This window comes from Pedobacter frigidisoli (genome assembly GCF_032678525.1).
GTDB classification, from domain to species: Bacteria; Bacteroidota; Bacteroidia; order Sphingobacteriales; family Sphingobacteriaceae; genus Pedobacter; species Pedobacter frigidisoli_A.
The window spans coordinates 292,143-317,848 of the sequence record NZ_JAVTSE010000006.1 but is presented as its reverse complement, the minus strand read 5'-3'; the positions used below and the strand labels follow the sequence as shown (position 1 = coordinate 317,848).

Below are 25,706 nucleotides of genomic sequence, written 5' to 3'. Positions count from 1 at the left end.
AACTTAGTTTTTAGCATGAAGCAAATGAAAATAAACATCTTCCAAACTTGGTTGAATGGGTTTGAATCCGTGACTCGGATCCTCAATGGCATAGGCATGGAGCAATAGCGACCCCATATTCAAATGAGCAGAAATGATGTTAAAATCTTGTTCATACTTTTTTCTTTCCACTCTCGATATTGTTTTTTCCCAAAGCTGACCTTTCATCGATGAGATAAAATCTGCCGGCTTGCCCCGGGCAATGATCCTTCCTTTTTTCATTACCGCCATTTGGGTACATAGGTTTTTTACATCTTCCACCAGATGGGTAGAGAGAATTACGATCTTCTCTTCACCTATCTCACTGAGGAGGTTATTGAAACGGTTGCGTTCCTCAGGATCAAGACCTGCTGTGGGTTCATCTACGATAATCAGCTTAGGATCTCCAAGCAATGCCTGCGCCACACCAAAACGCTGACGCATGCCGCCTGAAAAGGTGTGAACTTCTTTGTTCCGCTGCGTATACAGATTAGTTTGCTGCAAAAGCGCCAGCACCTGCTCCTTTCGCTCCGAGGCGTTCGATACACCTTTCAGCGTTGCAATATGAGTCAACAGATCATATGCAGAAACTTTCGGATATACACCAAAGTCCTGCGGCAAAAAACCTAACTGATGCTTCACTGAGCGGGAATCCTTTAAAATGTCCTGGCCGTTAAACCGTACTTCTCCATGGTCGGCTTTCTGCAAGCCTGCAAGGGTTTTCATGAGCGAAGATTTCCCCGCCCCGTTCGGGCCAAGTAGCCCGAACATTCCATTACTGATTTCCAGCGACAGACAATCCAGCGCTTTGACCCCATTTTTATAGGTCTTGGAAAGCTCATTGATAATAAGTGTATTCATATCAAATTAATTTTTAGACAAAGCAGTAGCCCTCCCACCATTTTGAGGGTTTAAAAATTGATAGATTAAGAAAAAATCAGTTAGTCTGCTACATATTCCAGCACATCACCAGGCTGGCAGTCAAGCGCCTTACAAATTGCCTGGAGCGTATCAAAGCGAATCCCTTTCGCTTTTCCCGTTTTAAGTACTGACATATTCGCCTGGGTCATGCCCAGGATCTCCGCGAGTTCCTTGCTCTGCATCTTCCTTTTGGCCAGCATCACATCAACATTTACAATAATTGCCATAATTAAAGGATCAGGTCGTTTTCGTTTTGCAACACCAGGCCTTGCTGAAAAATAGCCGCCATGAAATAAGTAAACACCCCCAGGATCATATGGAGAATAACGAGTATGATCATGGCAGCATCAAAGCCATAAAATACTACAACAATCATCGCGGCCGCTACCGGGAGTACAAGATTACCTACATAAAACCACCTGAGCTGGCGGATCCCAAAACTGGTAAAGAGCTTAGACTGGGTAAATACCTTAAAGACATTACCTACCAGAAAAAAGAACATCGTGTAAAGTCCCAGCAATAGCAGAAACATCAGGATATAACCACTACTGTATTCACCCAATAAATAGGGCACACTGGTAAAAGGATAAAAAATCTCAAAACGACGACCTCCATCGATGAGCTGCATTGACCAGCCGGTAGATAAAGCCAATGAGGAAAGCAGAAAAGATAGCGCATAGCCAGCAGCCAAAACCCTGGTCAATGCTAAAAGTAGTCTTGCAATAAATTGGACAGTTTTCATACAATTGACAATTATTACTGCAATAATACAAATAATTATCGTAAAACAATAATTATTCAAAATTATGTTGTGAATTAATTTATAATATAATCGATTTAATAGGATAATTATTTCTTTAGATGCATCGAAACAAGAAACCTGATTCAGCTATATGGCAGTTAATTTAGAGGATGAGAATAATCTGAGGGAAACGTATATTGAAAACACACAAAACAACTTTAATAGGTATTAAAATGCGCTGGGTGGAACAATAATTTATGGATAAGGCGATTTGGAAATATAAGTGACAAATGTCACGTTTAAATTGTGCCATATCACTTCGTTTTGCGAGGAATTCCCGATATATCTTTGTGTATGCACTTAAAAGAAAGGTGTATATACTAAAAAGCGAGAAATATGAAAACGCAATTAGAAAGCAAAGATTCAATCTTTTATAAAGATGCAACAGCATTAGCAGAACTTATCCGCACAAAAGAGATATCACCAGTTGAGGTGGTAAAAGCTCATCTTGACCGTATAAGCGAATTTAACCCGTCAGTAAATGCAATAGTTACTGTAGCAGATACAGCAATGGAAGCCGCCAAAAAAGCAGAAGCGGAAGTTCTGAGAGGTGACAAGCTTGGACCACTCCACGGTGTACCCTTTACAGTTAAAGATTCTATTGACACTGAGAAAATCCTAACACAACGCGGATCACCAATATTTAAAGGCCGTGTACCGGATGCCGATGCCACGAGCGTTCAGCGCATGAAAAATGCTGGTGGTATTTTATTGGCAAAAACCAATTTGCCCGAATTTTCCTACTGGATTGAAAGTGATAATCTACTGAGTGGAAGATCTAACAATCCATGGGATCTTACCCGAACTCCCGGTGGTTCTAGCGGCGGTGAATCAGCTGCTATTGCAGCAGGAATGTCACCTATCGGTTTAGGTACAGACCTTGCAATCTCAGTTCGCGGACCAGCTGCACAAACCGGAATTGTATCGTTGAAAGCAACCCACGGCAGAGTTCCTATGACTGGAATCTGGCCAAGAGCGCCACGCCGATTCTGGCATGTAGGTCCAATGGCACGAAGTATCAGAGATTTATCGCTGGCATTTTCACAATTGGCAGGCCCTGATGGACTGGATGCTTTCTCGACTAGCACAGTAGCATTTGACGCAGGCCTTAGTCAGTCTTCTTCGCGTCCGCTACGCATCGGATGGATGGTGGGACCGGGTTTTGGTCCTGTAGATTCTGAAGTGGTTGCAACCGTTAAAGCTGCAGCCGAAGCATTACAAAGTTTTGGCATATCAGTGGAGCCCGTAGGTATCCCGGCGCTGGAGAAAGATTTTGCACTGGATGTCTTCAACCGCCTTCATGTAATGGAGATGAAGCCTGCTTTTCTTGAATCTACAAAAGGTCAACCTGATAATATGCTTTATAAAATGGCTAAAACCATGTTATCTCTACCTGACACTTCTATGGTTGACTTTATTGACGCAGAACAGGCAGTTGAGCGTATTCGTGACGGATATGCCCAGTATTTCCAGAAATACGATGCATTGATCACCCATGTGTTACCTATTCCAGCCCATAAACATGGTATTTCTGAATTTGTGATAGATGGACAAAAAGTTGATGCAACCTACTTGCAGGGTGCTACCGTTCCTTTGAACCTTACTGGTCTTCCAGGTATCTCAATGAGATTTGGAACAAGTTCGGAGGGAATGCCTATCAATATACAGATAGTTGGAAGCTGGCTTGCAGAAGCTACCATTCTACATGTTGCATCCTTGTTAGAAGAACTATCTCCTGTTCAAGGACTTTTTCCTGAACTTTAGAAATTGTACTTGTTTTATAGTTCCCCGCCTCCATTTGTGGCAATGATTGGAAGTTGGGGAACTATACTTTCATAGATTTCCCCTGATCTGTAAAATAACTTCGGCATATAACAGACTGCATTTGCCTCGGCAAGTATTATTTATGTAAATAATCTCTTCTTATCCTGCTGAGGGTTTCCCTCGAAACTCCAAGATAGGATGCAACCATATGAAGCGGAACACTGTTAAATACTTTTGGGTAGGTTTTCTGAAACTGGACATATCTTTCTTCAGCACTGGCGCTGATTAAGTTGAATATCCGCTCGTGAGCTGCCTCGAGCGCTCTTGAATTCAGGCACTCAAAAAAATGTTTAAAGGCAGGAATAGCTGCCTGCAATTTTAGCAAATCATCTTTATGCCAGATGATGACCGTGCTTGCAGACAAAGCCTCAATATTATATTTGCTTTGCGTACCGTTATTGAAACTTTCGGGCTCGTTCATCCACCAGTTTTCAACGCCGAACCTGACAGTATGATCGTTACCGGACTTATCGTAACGAAAAAGCCGAAAACAGCCACTTGTAATAAAGCACATGTTTTGCAGTACTTCGCCATCATGTAGCAGAGATTGCCATTTGCGAAAATTCTTGACATTAGCACTTGCGTGAATAGCTGCAAGTTCGTCTTCGGTGATATCCGCTAACTCAAGTAGGTATTTGTCGAATATTTCAAACATCAAGCCAAAGGTAAACAATTTGTGGTGATTCGAAATCCCATATAAATTGCATGATGACAGTGAGAAATACTGGGCCCAGAATTTTTATAAAAATCTAAAATTTAAATTTTTCATAACCCATTAATCGGCTACCGATTAATCTGCTCAATATTAAATATTTTACATCGGTTTGTATGTCATTACAATTAGGTAAACTATAAATTGCTTCAACTGGTATGATAATAAGTCATTGACACTCCCTCGAAATATTCACTTAACAAGGATGCCTAAAAACTTAAGTATTCTTACTATGTAAACATTCAAAGTGCAAGACCTCTAGGAATAATACCCTTCAAATAAATTACCCAGAAGTTCTTATTATTTACGATACTAAGAAATTCTACCAATGATGTTTTTACCAATATACAAATTCCCGTAGATTTTCCATCTTCGCAATCGCTTTAGCAATGGTTAATGGATTAAACTAAAACTGTCCAACAGCAAGGCAGTTTTTTTGATGATGTCGCAGCTTTATTTCGTGCTCATCCAAATTGTTTTTTAAAAGGGTATTAAAAATTGCAGAGACCTTCAGAAACCATTTTAAATAAATTACCGAGACAGGTTATCCTCTGTCTTTGACGCGTTTGAAGATAAGCATATTCCATATACTTACTAGTAAACAGGCATAACATTACAGTTTCGACTAACAAAATATTGCTATTTCAAATTATCACCATCCTTAAAGTGAAGTCGTCTGAATACAAGACCGGATAAAATAGTCAGTAGGCCTACGACGAGGAAAGTGTAGCGGAAAGCATTGTGAATATCATCATTGATAAGTTTAATATCCCCCTTAAATACTTTCAGCACAATCAATCCAAACGCAACCCCAAAACCGATGGCAAGTTGCTGGTTGACTGAAATGAGCGAATTACCACTGCTGGTGTGGTATCCTCTTAGGTCAGCAATTGAAATGGTATTCATGGCAGTAAATTGGATGGAGTTGAAAAACCCCAAAACGGCAATGATGGGTATGTAATAATAAATTGAAGCTCCGATGGCAGGAAAAGCCATACAACAAATCAGCAATCCAATGATAAAAGTATTCGCCATTAAAGTGTTCCTGTAGCCGAATCTGTTCAGGATTTTTATGACCAGAGATTTAGCGATTATAGCCGTCAACGCCATTGGCGCTATAATCCATCCCGAAACAACCGCAGATTGATCATAAGCAATTTGAATCATCATCGGCAATAATAGCGGTATTGAGCTAATGCCCAGACGTGTGGCTAGATTACCGAGTATTCCTACTCGGAATGTCCGGACTTTAAAAAGGTTTAATGGAAAAATCGGATTATCATCGCTTTTCGCATGACGGTAGTAAAAATAGAGCATGGTCACACCGAGTAACATTATAACTAGCGCAGGGGTTATATAAACGACGTCGCCAAAAAGTTCAAGTGAAACCGAAAGTAGTAAGGATCCGCTGGCAAAGATCAAAAAACCTCTTAAATCAAAATCGATCACTGTTGAGCGGTAGTCTGGCATATACCGGAGGCTAAGGGCGATACCCATTAAGCCCATTGGAATATTGATTAAAAAAATCCAGTGCCAGGATAAAAAATCGACCATATATCCGCCGACCAGGGGACCTAATACCGGACCGATTAATGCAGGTATTATTGCAAAATTCATCGCTTTTAGCAAATCCTTTTTGGGGAAGGTTTTTACTAATGCTAATTTTCCCACTGGCGTCATCAAACTTCCGCCGATCCCTTGTAAAATCCTGGATAAAACAAGCTGGTTCAGATTTCCAGATAACGCACAAAAAAGCGAACCTAGCGTAAAAATTATCAATGCGAAGATGAATACTTTTTTGGTGCCAAATTTATCAGACAGAAAGCCACTCACCGGCATGAAAACAGCAAGGGTCAACACATAGCCAATAATTGCATTTTGCATATTCAATGGTGACTGGTTAAGATCCCGGGCTATTGCCGGCAGCGAGGTATTCAATATCGTAGAATCGAGCATCTGCATAAAAATAGCCGTTGCTAGTATTATCGGCAGTATCCGTTTCGTTCCTTCCACATTTTTTTTTTGTGGGTTGTTACTATTCATTTATAAACTTATTCAATTTTCATTCAGCCGAATCAAAACAAAATTCAGCGTTAATATTTATTTATTCCTTGACCGGGGCCAATCCTTCTACGTCGTGTATTAAATCCATGGTCATCCTGCAGCGCAAAATTGCCCAAATTAAAATAAATAATGACATAGGTAAGAACAGTTTAACTTTCAAATTAGAAACCATTCTTTGTGTAGACCCATTTTTTTATAAGTGAACACCTGACCATAGGAAAAAAATATTCAGATGTAATGCGTTTAAGTGCTACATCAGGCGTAAGACATTCAAGTGTTGTTCCTGAATACTTTTTTGATCATTCTCAGTGTTGTAAAATGCTTATCGTTAGACAATTTAAGGGATACATCATCAAAAATCGGCGAGCACAAAAGATATGCGCCCGACACTGGATTCACCGGGTAAAAGCCCATTGAAGCAAACATATACCACGCGGACATCTGTCCGGCATCATCATTTCCACTTAGTCCAACCCGGTCCGTCAGAGTACTTTTCTGTCAATATTTTCCTAACCTGTAATTGTGTTTTCCATGGCGTTGGGGTATAATTGTACATGAAAGGAGTTTGATGTCCTGGTTCATTACGATGCCAATACTCATTTTTCGCAAATAACGAGTCCAAGGCCTTTTCCAGGTTTTGGCGTCCACCCATCAAATTTGATAGCCCCCCAACATCATGAGGTACATAAAAAGTATATTGCCTTGGGGTACCTTCGTTAATATAGGCTTCCCTTCCGTCTGGGCGGAAATCCTTTATCCAGGTACCATTCGCATAACGGCCACGAACTAAGCCCACCTTTCGGTCGAAAACATTTTTGTAATAACCAGAATGTTCCAAAAGGATGTCATAATCTGCATTTTTACCAAGCTTTTTCGCCATTTGAGCAAGTGCAAAATCGTCATAAGCATATTCGAGAACCCTGCTAATCTGCTCCTTCTGATGAAAAGCATCCTGACCACTATCCTCCAGTGGAATACATTTGTGTTTAAGGTAACTATCAAGTGCCCGTCTTCCCTATCATTCAACATAATCGGTACGTTTTTCTGGCAAATCGAATGCATTTTGCCGCATCAGCCTGTACATTTTAATCTCAATTGAAGAACACAGAGAGGCATTAAGACCACTTCGTCAATCTTTAGAACGACAACAAAAGGAAATTCTCAATCGTAAAAGAGGCCTAAGCAGTAAGATATATAAATCTGAGATAATCACTGTGGGTCAAATAAGATATCTTGTTGTAAGAAGCAAAAGAAAAAGTGATGAACTCACTACGTTTTTCACTGATTACACAAAATCGTTTGGAAAAATGACAGGCCTGATTGAATTCAAAGAAAAAGACAAAAAGGCTGCTGAAAAGATTCTGAAAGAGATTCTAAAGAACACGGTGCAGATTGAATTGTGACCTGAGTTACATTTCACTGATCACTAAAAGGTAGTGTATTGAATTTTGTGTAAACGCTAAATAGGTCGGATCATAGGTATTGTACTTAAGGGAAGAAATTCAGAACCTTAAGTACAGTCATATTGTAGAGAACAAGTTAGGTCAATAGAACCATTGGCGTTTTGAATTGTTGTCCAAGGATAAAAACAATATGATGAACGATCCAAAAGATAAACAGCCCAATGAGTGGGGAGAAAATAAAGAAAACGAGCCAACTGAAGACTCGGCAAACCATGGCAACTGGAACCCCCATCAACAGATCGATGAGGAAGGTAATGAAATCAGTCCGGATGATATAAAATAGCAGTGATGAAGAAGATATTGATGGTACTTTCCTCTCACAGTGAGCTGGAAAATACAGATGGCAAAACAGGCGTATGGCTTGGTGAATTCACCGAACCCTACTATGAATTTATAGATGCTGGCTATTCGGTTTCCTTAACCAGCCCAAAAGGTGGCCAGCCACCCGTGGATCCGATGAGTGAGCTGACTGAGCACATTACGGGTGCTAACCGACGATTTAGTGAGGATGGAGCTGCAAAAGATGCCTTTGCGCATACCATGCCGCTTAACCAGGTCTCCGCCTCTGCCTATGACGCGGCCTTTTATCCCGGCGGACATGGTCCGATCTGGGATTTGGCAAAGGACAATAACAGCGGCCTTTTGATCCTGGAATTTCTCGATTCGGCAAAACCGGTTGCACTGGTATGCCACGGGCCTGCGGCACTGATCAGCGTGGAAGGCCAGCGGCCAGGTTTTTTGAGAGGGAAACGCATTTCGGCTTTTAGTAACCTCGAAGAAAAGCTGGTGGGCAGGTCAGGCAATGTGCCTTATATGTTGGAGGAAACCCTAGGTCAGCTTGGGGCGGAGGTTAACACCGCACTGGTACCCTTTCTCTCCAATGTAGAAGTGGATGGCTTGCTGGTGACCGGACAAAACCCGCTGTCGGCAGGTCCCGCAGCCAAAGCGCTGATTGAACTGCTTGCCTGAAGGCAATACCATATGATTCGAAAAGAAGTTGAGAATAAGCATCTTATAGGCATAAAGTGTGCCTCCAGCATCTGTTATGCTAGGTAACAGATAAATGAATAGAAATAAGATTAAAAAAGATGAAGAATAAAAGACCAAAAGTTATCTGCCTGATGATGACCTCTTTGGATGGAAAGATACTGGGAGAGAAATGGGGCAAAAGCAAACCCGTGGAACTGCTGAAAGAAAGTTTTGAAAAGGTACATGAGCGCATCGGTATCGGCGCATGGATAGTGGGACGCAAAACCATGGAAAAGGATTTTACAAATTACGCCAGGCCGGTGATCCGCAAAACCAAGGAAAGTATTCCCAGGACCGATTTTGTGGTGCGCAAAAACGCTAAGACCTTTGCCATTGCCCTGGACGGAAAGGGGAAGCTAGGCTGGAGAAAACCGGAGATGCAGGGCGATCATGTCATTACGATCCTGACCGAACAGGTCAAAGATGGCTATCTTGCACAGTTACAGAAAATCGGCGTATCTTATATTTTTGCCGGGAAGAAGCAGGTTGACCTGGAGACTGCTCTGGAGAAACTGCGAAGCCTGTTCGGCATCAAAAAGCTTATGCTGGAAGGTGGCGGCCACCTCAACGGCAGCTTTTTAAATGAAGGGCTGATCGATGAATTCCATCAGTTGCTCCTGCCCCTTGCGGACGGTAGCACCGAAAATTCTTCAGTATTTGAGATAGACGAAAAAGTGAAGAAAGCCAAATCCACTTTGTTCAAGCTCACTCAAGTCAAAAAGATTGAACATGATGTGCTTTGGATAAAGTATACGATTAAGAAGTAAAAATACTTTTCGCGATAAGAAGTTATTTTTAGCTAAAAAAGCAGCGCCGGCCGACGCTGCTTTTTTATTGTTAGCACGCGATGTTTTAGCCGCGTGAGATAAAATCTCTAATACTAAAAAAATCCCGATGCAAACAGCAAGCGGGATTCAAATTGTAATTAACTGGGGTTTGGAATAAATTAAAATCTGTAAAAAATACTTGCCTGAATATTATTGTTTTTAAACTCCCCCAATACCGCACTTGGGTTCTCCATCACCTTTTCAATTCCGTAAATATACCGGGCGCCTATGCCTAGTCCCATCTTCGACTGAAAACCGATACCACCGGCTACTCCGAAATCAATCTTCTTTGCGAAATCGGCATCTTGGAAACCTGCAATATCCTCATTGACCTTTATACTCACCTGAGGACCTGCTTCTACAAACAGCCCGAAATTGGTCCTGTATTTTAGAAGGATGGGTACGTTTACATAAGAAAGTTTTATCTCCTGCGAACCCAACGGACCTGCGAGCACTTTTGCACCTTGCTGTGAATAAAGGAATTCTTCCTGAATCAGAAAATTATTGGTCACTTTGAAAGCAATGGTTGCTCCGGCATGGAAGCCTGCAAGGGGATCAGTGCTAAAACCGGCATCCCCAAAGTCACTGTAATTTCCACCCGCCTTTATCCCAAATTCAAGTTTCTGAGATAGTTTTTTCATGAAACCCTGGCTAAATCCTTTGCTGGATAGTAAGACGCAAAATGCTGCTAGTAATAATAGCTTTTTCATAAGTTGTTTTTCTAATCTAATTATTGGGGTTGAATGCCCCTGTTGTTTATTTGACACAAATGTGTTGGTTAAAACAAGATTAGAAAAGGAAAAACCCAGTGAAGCGGACAAAATTAAACGGGAAATGTACGTATGTAGGATCGAAAAAATCCATTAAGATTACTCATTAGCCAGCCATTTCAAAAAAAGCGGAGCCTTAACTTTACTTACGTATATGCGTTCATCTAAAGCTACCCTCAGATTAATTGAAAGTTTTCTGGTAAAGAAACTGGACACATCGAGAATGGCCTTCCTACAAACAAGAAATTGACGATTAGCCCGAAAAAAAGTATGACCACAAGCTTTTTCCATCTCGTCAAGGGTTTTGTTGGGATAGTAAATTTTTCCTGAAAAAGTAAGCAAATGCAAAATCTCATGCGAAAGATAAAAAAGGGCAATTTCTTCGATTGCTATGGGAATAATTTTATCCTGATGATAGACCAGCACTGAAGAACTCTGTTGAGCTGCAGAACTGGACATCAGCTGAAGAAGCGCTTCCATCTGGGGAGTCTGTGCAGATGAAAAACGTTGCTTAAGCTGATTATATTTTTGCAATGCTGTAGTCAGGGTATTGGATGAGAAAGGCTTTAGGATATAATCTATTCCATTAGCCTTAAAAGCATCCAGTGCATACTCATCATATGCGGTACAGAAGATCACCGGCACGTCTGTTTCACAGGCGATAAATATTTCGAAACTCAATCCATCACCTAACTGAATATCGCTGAAGATGAGATCAGGGGAAGGAAAGTTTGAAAAATAGGCTATTCCATCTTTTACCGACCCAATCTTATCGATATCGACCGGCCCAGGCAGCAGTAGCTGTAAGCTTTTTTCCAGATCTTCCGCAACTAAAAGCTCATCTTCAATTATGACTATCTTCATTTTTTAAGAGTTTAATACTTACTGAAAATACTCCACCATCATTTTTAATCAGGATTTCATCTCCCGAATAAAGCTGGTAACGCTCAGCAAGGTTCGCCAAACCAGAATTTGTTGATGAAACATTAAGGCACTTCTTTTGCAGATTATTGCTGATAACCAGCCAATCACCTGCTTTTTTTATATGTACAATCAGTGGACTGGATGTTGTGAAATTATTATGTTTTAAAGCGTTTTCTAATAAGGGTTGAAGGGAAAGTGAAGGTAAAAAAAAGTGGTCCTTATCTTGCTCATCAATCTCGATGGTGCATTTTAGCGCCTGCCCAAAACGGATTCGCTGCATTTCAAGATAGCCGTTCAGAAATTCCAGTTCCTGGTTCAAAGTAGAAAGGTTAGTGTATTGCTTAGTGATAGCGGTCCTGAGGAAAGAAGCCATATGTACAATGTAATCATCTGCGCTTAAAGGATCCTTGTGGTAGAGCGCTTTGAGTGTATTGAGGGCATTAAAGAGAAAGTGTGGTTGTATTTGCTGTTTCAGGAGCAGGTTCTTGGCTTCTGCGTTCGAGGCACGAAGCTTCTCTACCTCCAGATCTGCCTGAAGGCGATGTTCATAAAGAAAGACTGAATCGTGCATGATCAAGACCATTGAGTTCATTAAAATTCCGGAAGCAACGAATGCAAAAAACAAATTAATGCTCCAGATTTCCTTTTGATAGTGGGCCAGATAAGCGCATAATGGCCACAGCAGGAGATAGACCAAAATGCTGACCGGATAAGTCACCAAAACCCTGTAAAGGGTAAAAAGCCTTGATTTTATCGAAAAACTTCTACCCAAAAATACCATTACCGATACATCTACATGTCCTATCAGGGCAATTGCCAGGAAGGAAAGCAATGTGTATGGATATAAAGATGTCCTTGGGCCATTGTTAAAATAAATCACATAAAATATCAACCCGATAATGGCTGCCAGCAGCCAGCTTAGCCGGTTAAGGCGTTTAACGTTCAGTTTTAGCACCATAGCTACAAACTTAATAATCATTGGCAACCATTACAATTCAAAAGAGCTGAAGAGGACAAAATCGAAGCCAAAGAGGACAATGCGACTGAAATCACCCGATCCAGCGCGAAACAATCGACTTATAAAAAATCCATAATGGGATCTCATACTTAACCCTCATCTCCTGAATAGGACCGTTTAAGGGCAATTATGTCCGCCACGCCGACATTTGCCTTTCCTGGAATTACAGTCCCCAATACCTTTGGTTCATAATTAAACACTTAAAATCTTAAATTATGAACAGAGAAATTATTCTTGGGCTCAATATCTTACTTGGCCTTGCCCTCCTTTCCTTTTCATCCAACAATGCCGTTCCCGTTGAAGCTGTCATGAATGTGAGCGGCATCAGAAGTACCAAAGGAAATCTGATTATCCAAATCTATAGGGATGAACTGTCTTATGAAAACGAACAGCCCTACAAACAGCTCATCTTCATAAAAGACCAAATTGAGAGTGGATCTACCAGGGTTAAGTTTTCAATAGAATCAGGTGTATATGGTTTTACTTTAGTGGATGATGAAAATGGCAACGGAAGGATTGATAAAAATTTCATCGGGATGCCAAAAGAGGGTTTTGGTTTTTCAAACTTTTTTATGGAAAAACTAAAGAAACCAAACTTCAGTCAATTTCAGATTAAAGTTAATAAAACCAAAAACATCGGTATTAAAGTAAAATATCTGTAGCATGGGTTTGACCACTTATAAAAAATATAAATATGAAAACATCAAAAATCACACATCGATCGGTTATAGCCATCACAGTATTATTTTCCGCTACATTCTATTCTTGTAAAAAAAACAACATAGATGACACAGGGCAATTTAATCTTAAAGTTGTAAATGCTTCGGCCACATCCACGCCACAGAGTTTTACCCTCGCAGGAAATATCCTGGTACCGGGCGGATTAAAATATCAGGATGCAACTGATTACATTAGCAGTCCGTCAGGAACGAGACTGGTTGCTGAGTTTAAGAATGCAAATGGATCGGTATATGCTTCGGGGGAAATATTTACTGCGAATACCATATCCCAAACAGTTTATTTGGTTGGTCAGGGTAACAAAGCAAGAATCAAGTATTTCACGGACAACCTGAGCACGCCCAATTCAGGAAAAGTAAAGATAAAATTCATCCATTTTAGTGACAATGCGCCTGCCAATATCAGAATTAAGGATTCAGGTGGAGCAGAATTGCAAAACAACATCACCAGAAACGAAGACACGGGATATAAATTTGTCGACCCGGGTACATTGTCTATCCAATTGAGCAGCACCTCTTCAGGTGATTCGCTTGGAGCTTACAACATTGCCGGCCTCCAGTCCGGAAAAATTTACGACTTGTACTTTACAGATGCTGCTGACGGAAGACTCGTCATCAATCAGGTTCTGCACAATTAATTGCCGACTGAAAAGGCCAGCCAAACGTTTGTCAGGCTGGCCTTACAAATTTTCATACCTTAGTGTTCTCTTTAGTGCATGCGCTAAATTTAAATTCAATCATGCTTTAACTCAAAATCCAACCGCTCCATGCCTTTCGTTCTTGATCTTCTCACGGTGCTGCACGCCCCATCTGGTCATTGCCTCGACAAGTTCTTCCAATGTCTGGCTATAAGGTAAAAGCTCGTATTCTATCGTTACATGATATCCGGCTGTAACTTTCTTTACAATAAATCCATTGGCTTCAAGATCTTTCAGTTCACTGGAAAGAACCCTGGCCGAAATGCCGGTAACCTGCTTTTGAAGTTCGGTAAACCTACTGTTACCACGGGCCATGGCGATAATGATACTTCACTTTGAATGGCCAACATACCGTAAATATTGATGGTAATACTGCGACAGGTACTTCATTTACTTAAATCGAAATGGTAAGAGAAGCTGAAGGAAAGGATAATATTACCGATTACAGTGTAAGATATGATGACAAATATGTGTTCCAAAACGGCAAATGGCTGATAAAGGAACGTATTGGCCATTTCATAATCGTGGAGGCAAGACCATTCCATAACTAGATACACTGGAACTTGAAAACAAAAAAATCAATACTATTCCATTCATCATTTTTGTAGTGATAATGATCTTCACCATTGGATTATACAAGTAATCCATTTGGGCTGGTCGGCAGAAAGACTGATTAAATTAAACATGCCCATCTCGGAAACTGTATTCGGGGAAAATAAATTATAATTTGTTCAAAATCAGGCTGCCTTAAAACAAATGAGGCGGCCTCGATTGTTCAGGAGATTTCCATTTGATAAGATTTTTTTCTAAAACAGTCACGCTTCCAAAATTACCTGCTAAAGGTAGTATAGACCTGTATTACGAACAGATTACAAGGATAACTCCGTATAACTAGACGGTACTTTGTACGTGTCTCGAACGTGTCTGGAACGTGTCTGCTACGTCTTTAATAGTTCCCGACACGTTGCTGCTTAGTTTAAAACTAGTTATGACCATGTACGAGTTATAGTTCGTGGTCGAACCCAGGTCGAAGGAAAACAAAATGAAACCAAACCAATAGGAGGATATTTAAATTATCTGCGACAACAATATAACCTGGAAAACATTTTTTATCGACCGCTAAAGGTAGTCAAGCCAGCTTTTGAAGATATCCCAGACGAATATGAGGAAGTGATCAAGATTGCCATCCCTGGTAAACAAAAAAGTCCCGCTTTTAGCGAGACTTAATCAATACCTGTTATATATATTTTACTTAGTCCGTTGCACCAAAGACTGAGTGTTAGAAGTATTCTCGGGCATATCAATATTCGGCATTGGCAATTTGGCCAGGTTAGCAGCAACTAACGCAGAATTGTCGTTCTTCCTGGTTATTGATGAGATATCTTTAAGCGTGGTTGTTAAAATTTTAAGGGAGCTAAAAAACCTGCGTTCTATGGTTTTAAGCTCTGCTGCATTAGACTCGCCATTTAAAAGCGCATAATTGGCTTTTTCAGAAAACAGAAACTGTGCTTTATCCAGGTAAACTAATTTTTCTGTGATCTGTGATAAAACCTCATCAGATAACTGAAATCCTTTGATCGCGATCACCTTGTTATTACAGATAGAAAAATCCAGACCATCAAATGTAAAATTTACGGTATTGCTGTGGTCAAAAATATATTCTGCTTTTGGCATCTGCGATAAGCTGAAGCCACTTTTTGAACTTGTCTTATTAAATTCACTCCTGCGACTTGCTAAACTTTCAATCATTTCAGCACCATTAATTTTGTCGACATTAAGGTTAAGATGAAGGTCAGTACGTTTCGATTTACCGATTTGAGCATGAACGGTTGATAACGAAGTGAGCGTGAGAATAGAGACCGACAAGAACGAAAAAAATGTAGCAGCTTTCATGTTTATTAATTTTCGACAAAGGTATGGAGAATACAACTAACAGAAAACTAAATGTCTATCTAATATTACAAAATACGGACGATTTTGAAAAATAACTATTGATAAAAATCAACAATATGTATAATTACACATACAACATTAAACTAAAACTGATTTACACTAGGATATATCGCTTAACGATAGCTTAATATTTTCTAAACACTGAGATGCTACACTCCACGAATGCTGCTGTAACGGATCAGGAGATTAATGGTAAAGGTCAGGTTGATTTGCATGTAAAAAACAAGGTATAGCAAAACCTGCATCCTCAATTTTTGTAAGGACGGAGTTTAAATTATTTCAGCAATAAATTATTCAGCAGACCCTTGTAAAGTAGAATACCAATTGATTGGATGTGAGCGAAGATTCAAACCATCCCTTTCTATATGGTAAAGGATAATGGGAATTGTAAAGTCGATATACCGCTCGATTTTCCTGGATAAGCTCCCTAAAAAATCCATGCTTGAAATACCTTCTTTTAAATAAACATAGATCACTGTTGGGGTTTTAAACTCAAAATGATCAATTTTTCCTGGCCACTCCGATTTAATGCGGTTAAGGAAATTAGGAATCTTTACGTATTCTTCATTCTTTTCCATATTCATAAAGTTTTAGGTACAATTAAATGTAAACAATTTTCAACTTTTCCCCTAGTGCCGCAGTTTAATGAACAAAATTTTTACACTTTACGCTTCCTGGAATCAACCACATTCTGACATAAATAAGAAAGACATTTTATCTTAAATAGTTTAAATATTTTAATTTTGAAAATGGACTTTACATCACAATTCCCGATACTGAATAACTGCACTTATTTGAATACGGCTTATGCCGGTTTACTTTCTACTGAACTGGCGGCGTGGCGAAGAAACCACGATCAGCAGTTTGTAGAGATGGGAAGCAATTTCAGACTGGAGCATTATCTGGTGTTAGACGAAACCCGAAAGGAAGTTGCACAGCTCTTTGGATCTGATCTCGCCAATACCTATCTGGTACAAAATTTTTCTATAGGATTTAATACGCTTTTAAATGGGCTGGATAAAACACATCGATTCCTGTTACTAAAAGAAGATTATCCCTCCGTTAATTACCCCATCAAAAGCAGTGGCTTTGAGTTTACTGAAGTTTCTATCGATGAACAGCTGGAAGAGCAGCTGTTAACCCGTATTAAAGAATTCAAACCAACTGTATTTGCGTTTAGTATAGTTCAATACATCAGCGGAATCAGGATCAGCCCTTCGTTCATCAAAAAGCTCAAAACTGATTTTCCGGATCTGCTGATTATAGGTGATGCCACCCAGTTTATGGGCACAACAGTATTCGACTTTAGCAGTTCTGGTTTTGATGCCGTGCTAGGTAGCGGATACAAATGGCTCATGGCAGGATTTGGGAATGGGTACGCTTTACTATCTACTCAAATGAAGGAGGCATTGTTTAACCATAAAAAGAACAATTACCTGCCTGATTCACCATTTCTGGCGGGTAAGGATCATTTTTTACTCACCTTTGAACCTGGTCATCAGGATACTTTAAATTTTGGATCATTAAATCAAAGTTTAAAATACATCAACAGCATTGGTTTGCAGGTAATATCAGATGAGGCGAAAAAGATAAGTGATCAGGCGCGGCTGGCCCTGCACCAACGTGGTCTTATCTCCGATGCGTTGTACAACAGGGAATTTCAATCTACTATAATTAGTCTGGCCTTGAGTACCGAAACCGTTTCGAGGCTCGAAGAAGCAAAAATCCTCTGCTCTGCAAGGGGCGCAGGGACCAGGTTTTCCTTTCACTTCTACAACACTGAAAACGATCTTGATAAGCTACTCGAAGTGATTGACAAATAATAGCTGTCTATATTTAAAAAAAAGAAGCTGCAGGAAACATCCGTTATCCTGCAGCGATCATTAACTAACTTAAATTAAATTCTTCTACTTTTCCGCAATCACTTCACCGCAGGTAAGCATGTTTTTGGGATAATAAGGATTCTCAATCTTTTTATCGTTACTTACCCAGGTGGTACCCATCATGGGACATTTTTGCTGATAAAGTATTGTATTTTCAGGTTTTACCTTATCAATGATCGTCCATAATTGTGCGGATAAGGTTTCCATATCTTTTCTCTGCTCATTTAAAGAAGCTGACTCAGCAATATGCTTTGCCAGCGACTTTAGGCTTTCTCTTGTTACAGTGGATGCATTCATTTCCTCAAGGGTTAATTTTTTAAACTTGAATTTCGAAAGGGCATCTGCAAAGCCTGCGGCATAAGCTGATGTTTTCTTCGCATCTGAAATAACCAGACTGTTTTTCATTCCCAGATAATTAGTCACGATCAGATTTTTTAGCGCTTCCCGCTTTTGAGCAAGTTCCGGGGTCGCTACTTCCTGTGCCGATGTTTTTACCTGCGCATCAACCGCAATAGCAGATGCGGCCAATAAAATGGCCAATGCATAATGTTTCATATTTATGGATTAAGGGTTGTCTTTTTAAGAATTTTATCAATTTCTGTACGGATATCTTTAAAATGTACTTCATCGATCCCAGTGGTTTGAGGTAAAATTTCTTCTACCTTTCTTCTGATGGATTGGATGTGAGCAATCGCTTCCAGTCTTACATCGCTGCGCTGTGCACTGTTCATGGCTTTTCCATCTGCAACATCTTTCGGATTAATGAGCATACCAACTTTTTCAAGATAGGAACGCTGAAGGCTTCTGAGATACGTAGCCTGCATTGGGTCTGCAGCAGGCTTTTTCCACACCGTTGGCAAAACGTCGTTCAAAAACTCACTTACCGGGTAAGGATCAGCCGAGGTGAGTGCTTTCTGACTTAGGTTGAATAACAAACCAGAACTTAAAAACATATTCAGAATCTGCGTTTGCTGATCTGAAATCTGCTCCATTGGCTTTAAATCAATCAGTTTCGAAATCTGGCTCGGATACAACCACAGCGGTGGTTCAAATAACTGGCGACCAACGTAGCCCACCACACTTTTTACTTTTTGCTTTGGAACTTCTGCATAAACTACACCCTTCTCTTCCACACTTCTTTTCGTTACATAGCGGTTACCTATATTCTTCATCACATGATAAAGATATCGGACGTATTGCTTAACCACATCTTTATGCAATTCATCGAGATTATCGTACTGGTCGCCAGGTTCATTTGTCCACTCAATCAGGTGCGCTACCACCCTCTTCAGGTTTTTAATTCCATAGTCACTCGCCGCAACAGCATCATCGCCCAGGTCTTCCGACTGACTTCTTGGATCTTCATCCTTGCCTTCCCCGCCAAACCACAATCTTGGGTTTTTAGTTAAAGTGTCGGTTGTAATTTTATTCAATATGCGGGCTTCTTCAAATTCATCTTTCCCGCCATCAAAGTACCGGTAGCCCCAGTTTATTGCCCATTTATCATAGGCACCAATCCTGGCATAAATTCCTGCAGGTGAAATATGATCCTCCGGCTGGGCCACATAGTTGAAACGCGCATAATCCATAATGGAAATGGTATGACCGTTCTTTTCCACCCATGCCTTGTCTCTCAACTTTTCAACAGGGGTTTGACTGCTGGCGCCCATATTATGCCTCAAGCCAAGCGTATGGCCGATTTCGTGTGAAGAAACAAAGCGAATCAACTGCCCCATCAGCTCATCATCAAACTGCATTTTACGTGCCCTTTCATCAAGCGGACCGGCTTGTACCATGTACCAGTTATGCACCAGCTTCATCACATTGTGGTACCAGCCTACGTGGCTTTCGATAATTTCTCCACTCCTCGGATCGCTGATTCTCGGGCCATAAGCATTAGGCGTTTCGGATGCATAATAGCGGATGACAGAGAAACGGGCATCTTCCAGACTCATGGTTGTATCTCCTACCGGCCATTCTTTGCCAATAATGGCATTTTTGAATCCTGCCTGCTCAAAAGCTTTTTGCCAGTCGTTTATACCCTTAATTAAGTAAGGACGCCATTTTTTTGGCGTCGCCGGATCAAGGTAATACACGATCTGATGTTGGGGCTCAACCAGGATGCCCTTGCGGTATTTGGCAAGGTCCTCTTTTTTAGGCTCCAAACGGTAGCGTTGCACCAGGTATTTGGTTTGCGTTCGCTGAGCATCTTCATCAAACAAAATGTATTTGTTGGCGAAAAAGCCTACCCTTTCGTCAGATAAGCGCTTTCTCATTGGGATTTTAGGCAGCAATACAAAGGAGGTATTTAAGCGAAGCGTAGTTGCACCGGTCAATGCGCCGACGGTGAAACCTGGTCCGGAAGTCGAATAGGTTTTCGTCGTTTTAATCTCTGCATTAATCGGATAGCAGGAAATGCGTTCGATAAACGAGCGGTCGTCAGCAAGTCCGCCCAGCTTTTTAGATGATTTTTCGTCGGCTGGAATGGAAACAACAAGATTATCCTTTTTGAAAAAGTCAGTTACATCAATAACAGATGCTCCGGTAGCCGGATTTTTTGCTTTAATATCGAAACTGGCAATAATCGGACTCTCCTCCGACTGCAATACCGCCTGATAAATCGGGGCATCTGTATTTTTCGTTTCCTGGCGATAAACAACCCCTTTCAAAAAGAGGTTGTTATTGTTTCCTTTTTGAAAATAAAGGGTTTGCTCATTTACTTTCTCTCCGCCGAAATTACCAAAACCCTGTGGCGTAGTTACGTATCTGGTAACAGCCAGTAAGTAACGCCCTAGTAAACTATCAGGCACTTCAAAAAACCACTTCTGGTCAACCTGTGTAACGCTAAACAATCCTTTTTGCGCCAGCGCAGTTGCAGGGATTATTTTGCTATACTCCACAGGAACTTTCTTAGTCACACTGTCAGTTTTAGCAACAGGCTTTTGTCCGAATGCAGAGAATGAGAGCGCAATCAGGGCCGGTAAAATAATGGGTTTAATGGTCATGTTAAAATGGTAGCTTTTCGTCGGTATTTAAGGTTAGGTTTGGATTCTTTTTAAGCACATTTAAAGGAAACGGAATCACATACAACCTCGAATTAGGCAGCAGCGTATAGGTTTGCTGTGGAACGGTTTTATTCACTACAGGATATACACGAACTACTGTTTTTGCATATTCCGGTTCTGTATTTAACCGCTTAAGATCAAAGAATCGGTTAAAACCAAGCACCATCTCTTTTCTGCGCTCGTTGATAATGATTTCCATGGTCTCTTTTCTTGTTGCAGGAACAGGCAGATTAATGGTGCCCGAAAGAATACGTTTCTGTCTTAGCGTATTAACTACAGCCATTGCACCGGCTAAATCATTTTCGCGGGCTAAACATTCGGCCTGCATTAAATAAACTTCAGTGGTTTTTAAGCCAACAGTCGGATAAAAGAAACGTGTATACGCAATGCTGTAATAAGCAGCATTTGATCCAATGTCCAGAAAACTTGCACTCGTGGTATTGAAGAACATATTGAAACGTGCGTCGTTTGTTCCGAACAATGCCCTAAGCTCAGGACTAATCAACCAGGTATATCCGAAATTGGTTTCATTGTAACCTTGCATATACATGTAGCTTAACACCTCAGGATTATTTGGAGCGATAATAGGTGTCACTGTTGGTCCACCCTGCGTAGTGGTGTATTTCACCAGATCAAAAATCTGGTTATTGTAGGAAAGCGATTTTTCGCAAGCGGCTTTGGCTTGTGCAATTTCTCTTTTAAATAAATGAATTTTCGCCTTCAGCGCCCATGCAAAAGCAAGGGAAGGATGATACGGATCCAGTGGCTTTTCCTGCAGATAAGGAATGGCCTCATCTATATCTTTTTGTATAAAATCGTATACCTGAGCAACGGTTGATTTGGTAGGTTGTGCCTCCAGATCATATTTATCCATAATGCAGATACCTCCATCAGTAGCAGCTGTGGCCGGATTGTAAGCTTTTGCGTAAACATTTACCAAAAGAAAATGATCGAAAGCCCGTAAAGCTTTAGCTTCAGCCTTAGCCAAAGCCTTAACATTGTCATCTCCTTTGCTCGCATCTACAGAGGAGATAATGGTATTCCAACGGTTAATATAAACATAGGCACGTTCGTAAAAATTAGAGCTAGTGATCATTGAAACACGATCGATGTTTTCATTGAAACTGAAATGAACCGTATTGATGTTGGGGGTGATACCTATAAAGTTGGATTCCTTCATCCACATATCGTCCACCAAATATTGGAAATTCGAAATGAGATATGCTCTGTTTGGGTAAGAAACCAGCTCGTAGTAGTCCTGGGCTGTTTCTACAATTTGAGATCCTCTGGGGGTGATGTCCGTAAATTTTTTACATCCCGAAATCGAAAATACGATTAAAAAAGATGCAATGATTGCTATATTTTTTTTCATGATGTTAAAAAGTTAAATTGATACCCATTACAAATGATTTCGGATTTTGCAAGGTCCGTGTGCCTGAATTCAAAGAATAAGATTCCGGATCAATATCATCACCTGCAGCACTTGCATACCATAAATTGTTAACCTGTGCGGTAAACTTAGCCGATGGAATGTTCAATCGCTTCAGAACCTGCTTCGGCAGATTATATCCTAATGAAATTGATCTAAGTTTCACATAATCAGCCTTCACCACATTCACATCAGCTTTTTGCCACATGGTTGAGATGTTAGACGCTCTGTTCAGCATCGTCTCTGCATAATCAACATATAGCCTTGGCAATTCCGGAGTAACCCCATTTTTATATCGTTGTGTGATATCCAGATCAGAAATATCATTGGATCCCAAAGGGGTAACATCTTTTCTCATCACGTTACCGCCAGAAAAAACAAATAGTGCGTTTAAATCGAAATTCTTATAAGATATACGTTGAGAAAAAGATCCATTATAGGTAGGTATTAGCGTTCCCATGTTCACCAAAGCAGCATAATTATTGATGTCCTTGCTTGTGGAAACAAGCGGATTACCGCTCGCATCAAATTCCAGGTTAGCTTTACCGTTCTCATCTAAGAAGTATGGATAACCATTAATCATACCTCCGTAACGATAAGCATATAAGGTGTTGTAATCCGATCCTTCAGTATAGTATGTTTCAGGCGAACTGATGTAGTTTGAAGCAGTAGCAAATGTTCTGTTTACCTTTCCTATCTTACTGCGGTTAAATCCTATTACAAACGTTGAACTTAGGGAGAGATTTCCTGATTTTAGCCAATCACCATTGACAGTAAATTCTATCCCTTTGTTTTTCAACACACCATTATTGATAAGTAGCGATGCAGTCCCCACAGTTGGATCGAGGTCTGTTGTTACCATTAAATCAGTACTGTTTCTATTGTACAAATCTATGGTACCTCTTAAACGATTATTTAAAACTGCTAAATCTAATCCCACATTATAGGTCGCTGTTTTCTCCCATCTTAATTTCGGATTAGGTAAACCTACAATATTCAAATATTGAAGCGAAGTAAATAAATTATCATTCACTCTTCTGGCTGTTAAAAATTTGGTTGCATCTGTATTTTGATTACCATTGATACCATAAGTAGCACGGATTTTAAGCATATTTACCCAGCCTAATGATTGAATAAATTTCTCATTACTTGCATTCCAGCCCAAACCAATTGACCATAAAGGCCGGTTTTTAAATTCTGGATCTGCTCCGAAAAAATCTGCCTGGTCAACCCTAAAACTTCCGGTTGCAGTATAACGGTTTGAATAGGTGTACGAAGCATTTGAATAATAAGATAAATATCTATGTTTGGTTTCCTGAAATGAACGTCCTGCTACACCCAACGTTCTGTTTCCGCCGAAAATATAACTTGGCAAACCCGTTTGACTAACAGATTGATTATTAATAATCGTCGAAGTCAGCGTAACAGGATCAAATCCATATCTGATGTCACTCATTCCGATAGGCAAAAAAGTCTGACGCATCTCCGTTCCCGCAATTGCCGCAATGGAGTGCTTATCACCAAAAGATTTATCGTAGCTTAACTGATTTCTAAAAGTATAGGAATTACGTTGCTGCATACCCTGGCTAATTCTTCCGCCAGTTGGCAAACCAAATGTATATACATTAGTAGATGGAGTATAGCCCACTAATGCGTTGTATGCTGCACGCATCTTATAAGAATTTACATCATAAATTTGTTCTGTTTTGGTCGTACCCATTTCATATTGCACCTGACTGGAAAAGTTTAATCCCTCCATTATTTTCGCGTTGATATCTGCAAATGCCCTTAATGAAACTGTATTGGCGTTGGAAATTCCCTCATTTAGCGACTCCAAAATATTGAAGCGATATGATTTATATTGTGGTGTATTTTGCAATGTTCCGGCAACCGCGCCATTAATAGGTGATCCCGCGAAGCCGTCAGAAAGGTTCACATATTTAGCATAAACTAAACTACCATCTGCATTAACAATAGAGGCATATCTTGGTGATATGGTAAGATAATTATTATAGTCAGAATCAGTTGATCGATTAGTTGAGTACGAACCATTAAATCCAATAGTAGAGGTTAACCACTTTTTGATATTATAGGTGTTTTTAAAATACAATGTCAGCTTTTGATTGTTGTTGCCGATAACGCGTTCAGCAGAGCGATCATAATTAACCGAAGCGAACGTATTAGATTTCGAACTTGCTGAACTTAACGATAGGTTGTAACGTTGACGGAAAGCATTCTGCCAAACGTTATCACGGTATTGCTCATAATAATCAGCATTTTTGAAATTAGTCAGCTGCTGGTTGAACTGATCAGTGGTAATTTTATTGGCATCTTTATCGCGAAATAACTGATAAAGAGGACTATAATATTTAATACTTCCATTTGCTACAGTTCCGTAAGCTGCAAACATCGTTTCAGTATTTGCATATCTAGCTCGTTCACGATTGTACACATCAGTTTCAAAATCTACAATATCAGCAGTTGAAGCATAGTGCATACTACCGAAAGTTGGTTTCGTATCAATAAAAAAGTCAGTATTCAGCGATATCTTTAAGGGACTATTTCCTTTCTTTGTTGTTAAAACAATTACGCCATTGGCTGATCTCGAACCATAAATTGATGCCGCAGCACCATCCTTTAAAACTGTCACCGATTCAATATCGTAAGGGTTAATATCTTCTAAAGCCATTTCTGAAGGCAATCCATCAATGACTACCAATGGGTTTCTTGTCACATCGGCAAAAGAAAAAGTTGCCTGACCTCTTAACACCGGACGATCGGCACCAATTCCATTTGGATTTTTATTATAAACTAAACCAGCAACACGACCTTCCAAGGCACTTAAAATGTCCACATTGATGTTCTCGTTCAATTTTTTGTTGTCAATTGTAATTGCAGCTCCAGCTCCCCTGGATGCGGGCAAGGACTGATACCCGTTAACGATCACGTCAGATAACAGGGAGGCGTTACTTTTCAGTTTGATAGTAACCACATTCTGGGCATCGTTTATATCAATTTTCTGGAGTTGAGCTAAATACCCAATATAATTAACATCCAGCGTATTAAACTCATTGGTTAAGTTTATATTAAAGTGGCCATTCCCATCCGTCATCGTATACCGTGTGGTTCCTTTTAATTTCACCGAAGCCCCAGGAAGCGGACCACCTAAGCTGTCAGTCACCATGCCATGCAATGTGTATTCCCCCTGTTTCTCACTAATTGCTTTCAAAACGATTGTCCGTCCATTGCTGATTTCATACGCAAAATCCTGGCCTTTGGTCACGGCATCCATTAAAATGCGAATGTCGGGTGTAGTTAACGTAATCGTAATAGGTTTGGCTTTTTTCACAAGTGCTGCATCATAAACGAATTCATACGATGTTTTCTGAGAAATCTGAGCAATCACCGTATTGAGAGATGCCTGGAAAAACTTGTACTGGTTGTTTTGCGCCTTGACATTCAGCGAAAAAAATAACAGTAAACAGCCTAATGCCGACCAGTTCAATAAATTACTCCGTCCCGTCCGGACGAAGCGAAAGTAATGGTTTGTCATAAAAATAAGTTTGGTT

General features: G+C 40.2%; 25 protein-coding genes. 8 read left to right on the top strand and 17 right to left on the bottom strand.

From position 1 onward, the window contains the following. Positions 1 to 3: 3 nt before the first annotated feature. The 3 genes from R2Q80_RS17680 to R2Q80_RS17670 all read right to left on the bottom strand — a co-directional run bounded on the left by R2Q80_RS17680 (position 4) and on the right by R2Q80_RS17670 (position 1,681). Positions 4 to 879 carry an ABC transporter ATP-binding protein gene (locus tag R2Q80_RS17680; protein WP_316800878.1) on the bottom strand — a complete coding sequence of 292 codons (876 nt, stop codon included), beginning with the start codon at positions 877 to 879 and terminating at the stop codon, positions 4 to 6. A gap of 80 nt (positions 880 to 959) precedes the next feature. Next, entirely contained in the window at positions 960 to 1,166 is a 207-nt protein-coding gene (locus R2Q80_RS17675) for a helix-turn-helix transcriptional regulator (RefSeq protein WP_316800877.1), read from the bottom strand. Positions 1,167 to 1,168: 2 nt separating this feature from the next. Then, positions 1,169 to 1,681, bottom strand: a complete 513-nt coding sequence (locus R2Q80_RS17670; RefSeq protein ID WP_316800876.1) for a DUF2975 domain-containing protein — start codon at positions 1,679 to 1,681, stop codon at positions 1,169 to 1,171. A 396-nt stretch (positions 1,682 to 2,077) separates the two neighbouring features. Between R2Q80_RS17670 and R2Q80_RS17665 the strand changes: the two genes are divergently transcribed. After that, the gene (locus R2Q80_RS17665; protein WP_316800875.1) at positions 2,078 to 3,505 is read left to right on the top strand and encodes an amidase; all 1,428 of its coding nucleotides are present in this window, start codon (positions 2,078 to 2,080) and stop codon (positions 3,503 to 3,505) included. A 136-nt stretch (positions 3,506 to 3,641) separates the two neighbouring features. On the opposite strand, the gene R2Q80_RS17660 is transcribed toward R2Q80_RS17665, so the two are convergent. The 4 genes from R2Q80_RS17660 to R2Q80_RS17645 form a co-directional block, all read right to left on the bottom strand. Further along, complete coding sequence (locus tag R2Q80_RS17660) at positions 3,642 to 4,220, bottom strand: Crp/Fnr family transcriptional regulator (protein ID WP_316800874.1); 579 nt, start codon at positions 4,218 to 4,220, stop codon at positions 3,642 to 3,644. A 696-nt stretch (positions 4,221 to 4,916) separates the two neighbouring features. Beyond that, complete coding sequence (locus R2Q80_RS17655) at positions 4,917 to 6,320, bottom strand: MFS transporter (RefSeq protein ID WP_316800873.1); 1,404 nt, start codon at positions 6,318 to 6,320, stop codon at positions 4,917 to 4,919. 291 nt (positions 6,321 to 6,611) lie between these two features. After that, a complete protein-coding gene (locus tag R2Q80_RS17650; RefSeq protein ID WP_316800872.1) occupies positions 6,612 to 6,767 on the bottom strand; it encodes a glycoside hydrolase domain-containing protein in 156 nt (51 codons plus the stop codon). 28 nt (positions 6,768 to 6,795) lie between these two features. Further along, positions 6,796 to 7,311 carry a glycoside hydrolase domain-containing protein gene (locus tag R2Q80_RS17645; RefSeq protein ID WP_316800914.1) on the bottom strand — a complete coding sequence of 172 codons (516 nt, stop codon included), beginning with the start codon at positions 7,309 to 7,311 and terminating at the stop codon, positions 6,796 to 6,798. Positions 7,312 to 7,555: 244 nt separating this feature from the next. On the opposite strand from R2Q80_RS17645, the gene R2Q80_RS17640 reads away from it, so the two are divergent. From R2Q80_RS17640 to R2Q80_RS17625, 4 genes are all read left to right on the top strand, one after another. After that, on the top strand, positions 7,556 to 7,744 hold the full coding sequence (locus R2Q80_RS17640; protein ID WP_316800871.1) for a hypothetical protein: 189 nt from the start codon (positions 7,556 to 7,558) through the stop codon (positions 7,742 to 7,744). A gap of 190 nt (positions 7,745 to 7,934) precedes the next feature. Next, positions 7,935 to 8,087 (top strand): hypothetical protein, encoded by a 153-nt coding sequence (locus R2Q80_RS17635; protein ID WP_316800870.1) that lies wholly within the window; start codon positions 7,935 to 7,937, stop codon positions 8,085 to 8,087. 5 nt (positions 8,088 to 8,092) lie between these two features. After that, positions 8,093 to 8,773 (top strand): type 1 glutamine amidotransferase domain-containing protein, encoded by a 681-nt coding sequence (locus R2Q80_RS17630; RefSeq protein WP_316800869.1) that lies wholly within the window; start codon positions 8,093 to 8,095, stop codon positions 8,771 to 8,773. A 119-nt stretch (positions 8,774 to 8,892) separates the two neighbouring features. Continuing rightward, a complete protein-coding gene (locus R2Q80_RS17625) occupies positions 8,893 to 9,600 on the top strand; it encodes a RibD family protein (RefSeq protein WP_316800868.1) in 708 nt (235 codons plus the stop codon). Between the two features lie 179 nt (positions 9,601 to 9,779). Here R2Q80_RS17625 and R2Q80_RS17620 read toward each other — a convergent pair whose 3' ends face one another. The 3 genes from R2Q80_RS17620 to R2Q80_RS17610 form a co-directional block, all read right to left on the bottom strand. Beyond that, the gene (locus R2Q80_RS17620; protein WP_316800867.1) at positions 9,780 to 10,370 is read right to left on the bottom strand and encodes a porin family protein; all 591 of its coding nucleotides are present in this window, start codon (positions 10,368 to 10,370) and stop codon (positions 9,780 to 9,782) included. A gap of 159 nt (positions 10,371 to 10,529) precedes the next feature. Further along, entirely contained in the window at positions 10,530 to 11,294 is a 765-nt protein-coding gene (locus R2Q80_RS17615) for a LytTR family DNA-binding domain-containing protein (RefSeq protein ID WP_316800866.1), read from the bottom strand. Further along, complete coding sequence (locus R2Q80_RS17610) at positions 11,275 to 12,333, bottom strand: histidine kinase (RefSeq protein WP_316800865.1); 1,059 nt, start codon at positions 12,331 to 12,333, stop codon at positions 11,275 to 11,277. The genes R2Q80_RS17615 and R2Q80_RS17610 overlap by 20 nt, the downstream gene beginning before the upstream one ends. A gap of 254 nt (positions 12,334 to 12,587) precedes the next feature. Between R2Q80_RS17610 and R2Q80_RS17605 the strand changes: the two genes are divergently transcribed. Continuing rightward, entirely contained in the window at positions 12,588 to 13,034 is a 447-nt protein-coding gene (locus R2Q80_RS17605; RefSeq protein WP_316800864.1) for a DUF2141 domain-containing protein, read from the top strand. A gap of 32 nt (positions 13,035 to 13,066) precedes the next feature. Next, the gene (locus R2Q80_RS17600) at positions 13,067 to 13,747 is read left to right on the top strand and encodes a DUF4397 domain-containing protein (protein ID WP_316800863.1); all 681 of its coding nucleotides are present in this window, start codon (positions 13,067 to 13,069) and stop codon (positions 13,745 to 13,747) included. Positions 13,748 to 13,858: 111 nt separating this feature from the next. Here the strand turns inward: R2Q80_RS17600 and R2Q80_RS17595 are convergent, their stop codons facing one another. From R2Q80_RS17595 to R2Q80_RS17585, 3 genes are all read right to left on the bottom strand, one after another. Next, positions 13,859 to 14,122 (bottom strand): helix-turn-helix domain-containing protein, encoded by a 264-nt coding sequence (locus R2Q80_RS17595; RefSeq protein ID WP_316800862.1) that lies wholly within the window; start codon positions 14,120 to 14,122, stop codon positions 13,859 to 13,861. A 933-nt stretch (positions 14,123 to 15,055) separates the two neighbouring features. Beyond that, a complete protein-coding gene (locus tag R2Q80_RS17590; protein WP_316800861.1) occupies positions 15,056 to 15,700 on the bottom strand; it encodes a hypothetical protein in 645 nt (214 codons plus the stop codon). A gap of 350 nt (positions 15,701 to 16,050) precedes the next feature. Further along, positions 16,051 to 16,338, bottom strand: a complete 288-nt coding sequence (locus R2Q80_RS17585) for a hypothetical protein (RefSeq protein WP_316800860.1) — start codon at positions 16,336 to 16,338, stop codon at positions 16,051 to 16,053. A gap of 171 nt (positions 16,339 to 16,509) precedes the next feature. Here R2Q80_RS17585 and R2Q80_RS17580 point away from each other — a divergent pair, with 171 nt between their 5' ends. Further along, positions 16,510 to 17,583, top strand: a complete 1,074-nt coding sequence (locus tag R2Q80_RS17580) for an aminotransferase class V-fold PLP-dependent enzyme (RefSeq protein WP_316800859.1) — start codon at positions 16,510 to 16,512, stop codon at positions 17,581 to 17,583. Positions 17,584 to 17,667: 84 nt separating this feature from the next. Here R2Q80_RS17580 and R2Q80_RS17575 read toward each other — a convergent pair whose 3' ends face one another. From R2Q80_RS17575 to R2Q80_RS17560, 4 genes are read right to left on the bottom strand one after another with little or no spacing between them, the layout of a single operon-like run. Next, complete coding sequence (locus R2Q80_RS17575; protein ID WP_316800858.1) at positions 17,668 to 18,198, bottom strand: DUF3347 domain-containing protein; 531 nt, start codon at positions 18,196 to 18,198, stop codon at positions 17,668 to 17,670. 2 nt (positions 18,199 to 18,200) lie between these two features. Further along, complete coding sequence (locus R2Q80_RS17570; protein WP_316800857.1) at positions 18,201 to 20,648, bottom strand: zinc-dependent metalloprotease; 2,448 nt, start codon at positions 20,646 to 20,648, stop codon at positions 18,201 to 18,203. A gap of 1 nt (position 20,649) precedes the next feature. After that, positions 20,650 to 22,080, bottom strand: a complete 1,431-nt coding sequence (locus R2Q80_RS17565) for a RagB/SusD family nutrient uptake outer membrane protein (RefSeq protein WP_316800856.1) — start codon at positions 22,078 to 22,080, stop codon at positions 20,650 to 20,652. Positions 22,081 to 22,084: 4 nt separating this feature from the next. Continuing rightward, the gene (locus R2Q80_RS17560) at positions 22,085 to 25,690 is read right to left on the bottom strand and encodes a SusC/RagA family TonB-linked outer membrane protein (protein WP_316800855.1); all 3,606 of its coding nucleotides are present in this window, start codon (positions 25,688 to 25,690) and stop codon (positions 22,085 to 22,087) included. Positions 25,691 to 25,706 lie beyond the last annotated feature (16 nt).

What these genes read in the sequence shown, in the direction of transcription:
- R2Q80_RS17610 (WP_316800865.1), bottom strand. Translation starts at nt 12,333, where the DNA reads ATGATTATTAAGTTTGTAGCTATGGTGCTAAAACTGAACGTTAAACGC.
- R2Q80_RS17600 (WP_316800863.1), top strand. Translation starts at nt 13,067, where the DNA reads ATGAAAACATCAAAAATCACACATCGATCGGTTATAGCCATCACAGTA.
- R2Q80_RS17655 (WP_316800873.1), bottom strand. Translation starts at nt 6,320, where the DNA reads ATGAATAGTAACAACCCACAAAAAAAAAATGTGGAAGGAACGAAACGG.
- R2Q80_RS17575 (WP_316800858.1), bottom strand. Translation starts at nt 18,198, where the DNA reads ATGAAACATTATGCATTGGCCATTTTATTGGCCGCATCTGCTATTGCG.
- R2Q80_RS17660 (WP_316800874.1), bottom strand. Translation starts at nt 4,220, where the DNA reads ATGTTTGAAATATTCGACAAATACCTACTTGAGTTAGCGGATATCACC.
- R2Q80_RS17585 (WP_316800860.1), bottom strand. Translation starts at nt 16,338, where the DNA reads ATGGAAAAGAATGAAGAATACGTAAAGATTCCTAATTTCCTTAACCGC.
- R2Q80_RS17675 (WP_316800877.1), bottom strand. Translation starts at nt 1,166, where the DNA reads ATGGCAATTATTGTAAATGTTGATGTGATGCTGGCCAAAAGGAAGATG.
- R2Q80_RS17635 (WP_316800870.1), top strand. Translation starts at nt 7,935, where the DNA reads ATGATGAACGATCCAAAAGATAAACAGCCCAATGAGTGGGGAGAAAAT.
- R2Q80_RS17615 (WP_316800866.1), bottom strand. Translation starts at nt 11,294, where the DNA reads ATGAAGATAGTCATAATTGAAGATGAGCTTTTAGTTGCGGAAGATCTG.
- R2Q80_RS17560 (WP_316800855.1), bottom strand. Translation starts at nt 25,690, where the DNA reads ATGACAAACCATTACTTTCGCTTCGTCCGGACGGGACGGAGTAATTTA.
- R2Q80_RS17620 (WP_316800867.1), bottom strand. Translation starts at nt 10,370, where the DNA reads ATGAAAAAGCTATTATTACTAGCAGCATTTTGCGTCTTACTATCCAGC.
- R2Q80_RS17665 (WP_316800875.1), top strand. Translation starts at nt 2,078, where the DNA reads ATGAAAACGCAATTAGAAAGCAAAGATTCAATCTTTTATAAAGATGCA.
- R2Q80_RS17595 (WP_316800862.1), bottom strand. Translation starts at nt 14,122, where the DNA reads ATGGCCCGTGGTAACAGTAGGTTTACCGAACTTCAAAAGCAGGTTACC.
- R2Q80_RS17670 (WP_316800876.1), bottom strand. Translation starts at nt 1,681, where the DNA reads ATGAAAACTGTCCAATTTATTGCAAGACTACTTTTAGCATTGACCAGG.
- R2Q80_RS17590 (WP_316800861.1), bottom strand. Translation starts at nt 15,700, where the DNA reads ATGAAAGCTGCTACATTTTTTTCGTTCTTGTCGGTCTCTATTCTCACG.
- R2Q80_RS17570 (WP_316800857.1), bottom strand. Translation starts at nt 20,648, where the DNA reads ATGACCATTAAACCCATTATTTTACCGGCCCTGATTGCGCTCTCATTC.
- R2Q80_RS17625 (WP_316800868.1), top strand. Translation starts at nt 8,893, where the DNA reads ATGAAGAATAAAAGACCAAAAGTTATCTGCCTGATGATGACCTCTTTG.
- R2Q80_RS17565 (WP_316800856.1), bottom strand. Translation starts at nt 22,080, where the DNA reads ATGAAAAAAAATATAGCAATCATTGCATCTTTTTTAATCGTATTTTCG.
- R2Q80_RS17605 (WP_316800864.1), top strand. Translation starts at nt 12,588, where the DNA reads ATGAACAGAGAAATTATTCTTGGGCTCAATATCTTACTTGGCCTTGCC.
- R2Q80_RS17650 (WP_316800872.1), bottom strand. Translation starts at nt 6,767, where the DNA reads ATGTTTGCTTCAATGGGCTTTTACCCGGTGAATCCAGTGTCGGGCGCA.
- R2Q80_RS17580 (WP_316800859.1), top strand. Translation starts at nt 16,510, where the DNA reads ATGGACTTTACATCACAATTCCCGATACTGAATAACTGCACTTATTTG.
- R2Q80_RS17630 (WP_316800869.1), top strand. Translation starts at nt 8,093, where the DNA reads ATGAAGAAGATATTGATGGTACTTTCCTCTCACAGTGAGCTGGAAAAT.
- R2Q80_RS17680 (WP_316800878.1), bottom strand. Translation starts at nt 879, where the DNA reads ATGAATACACTTATTATCAATGAGCTTTCCAAGACCTATAAAAATGGG.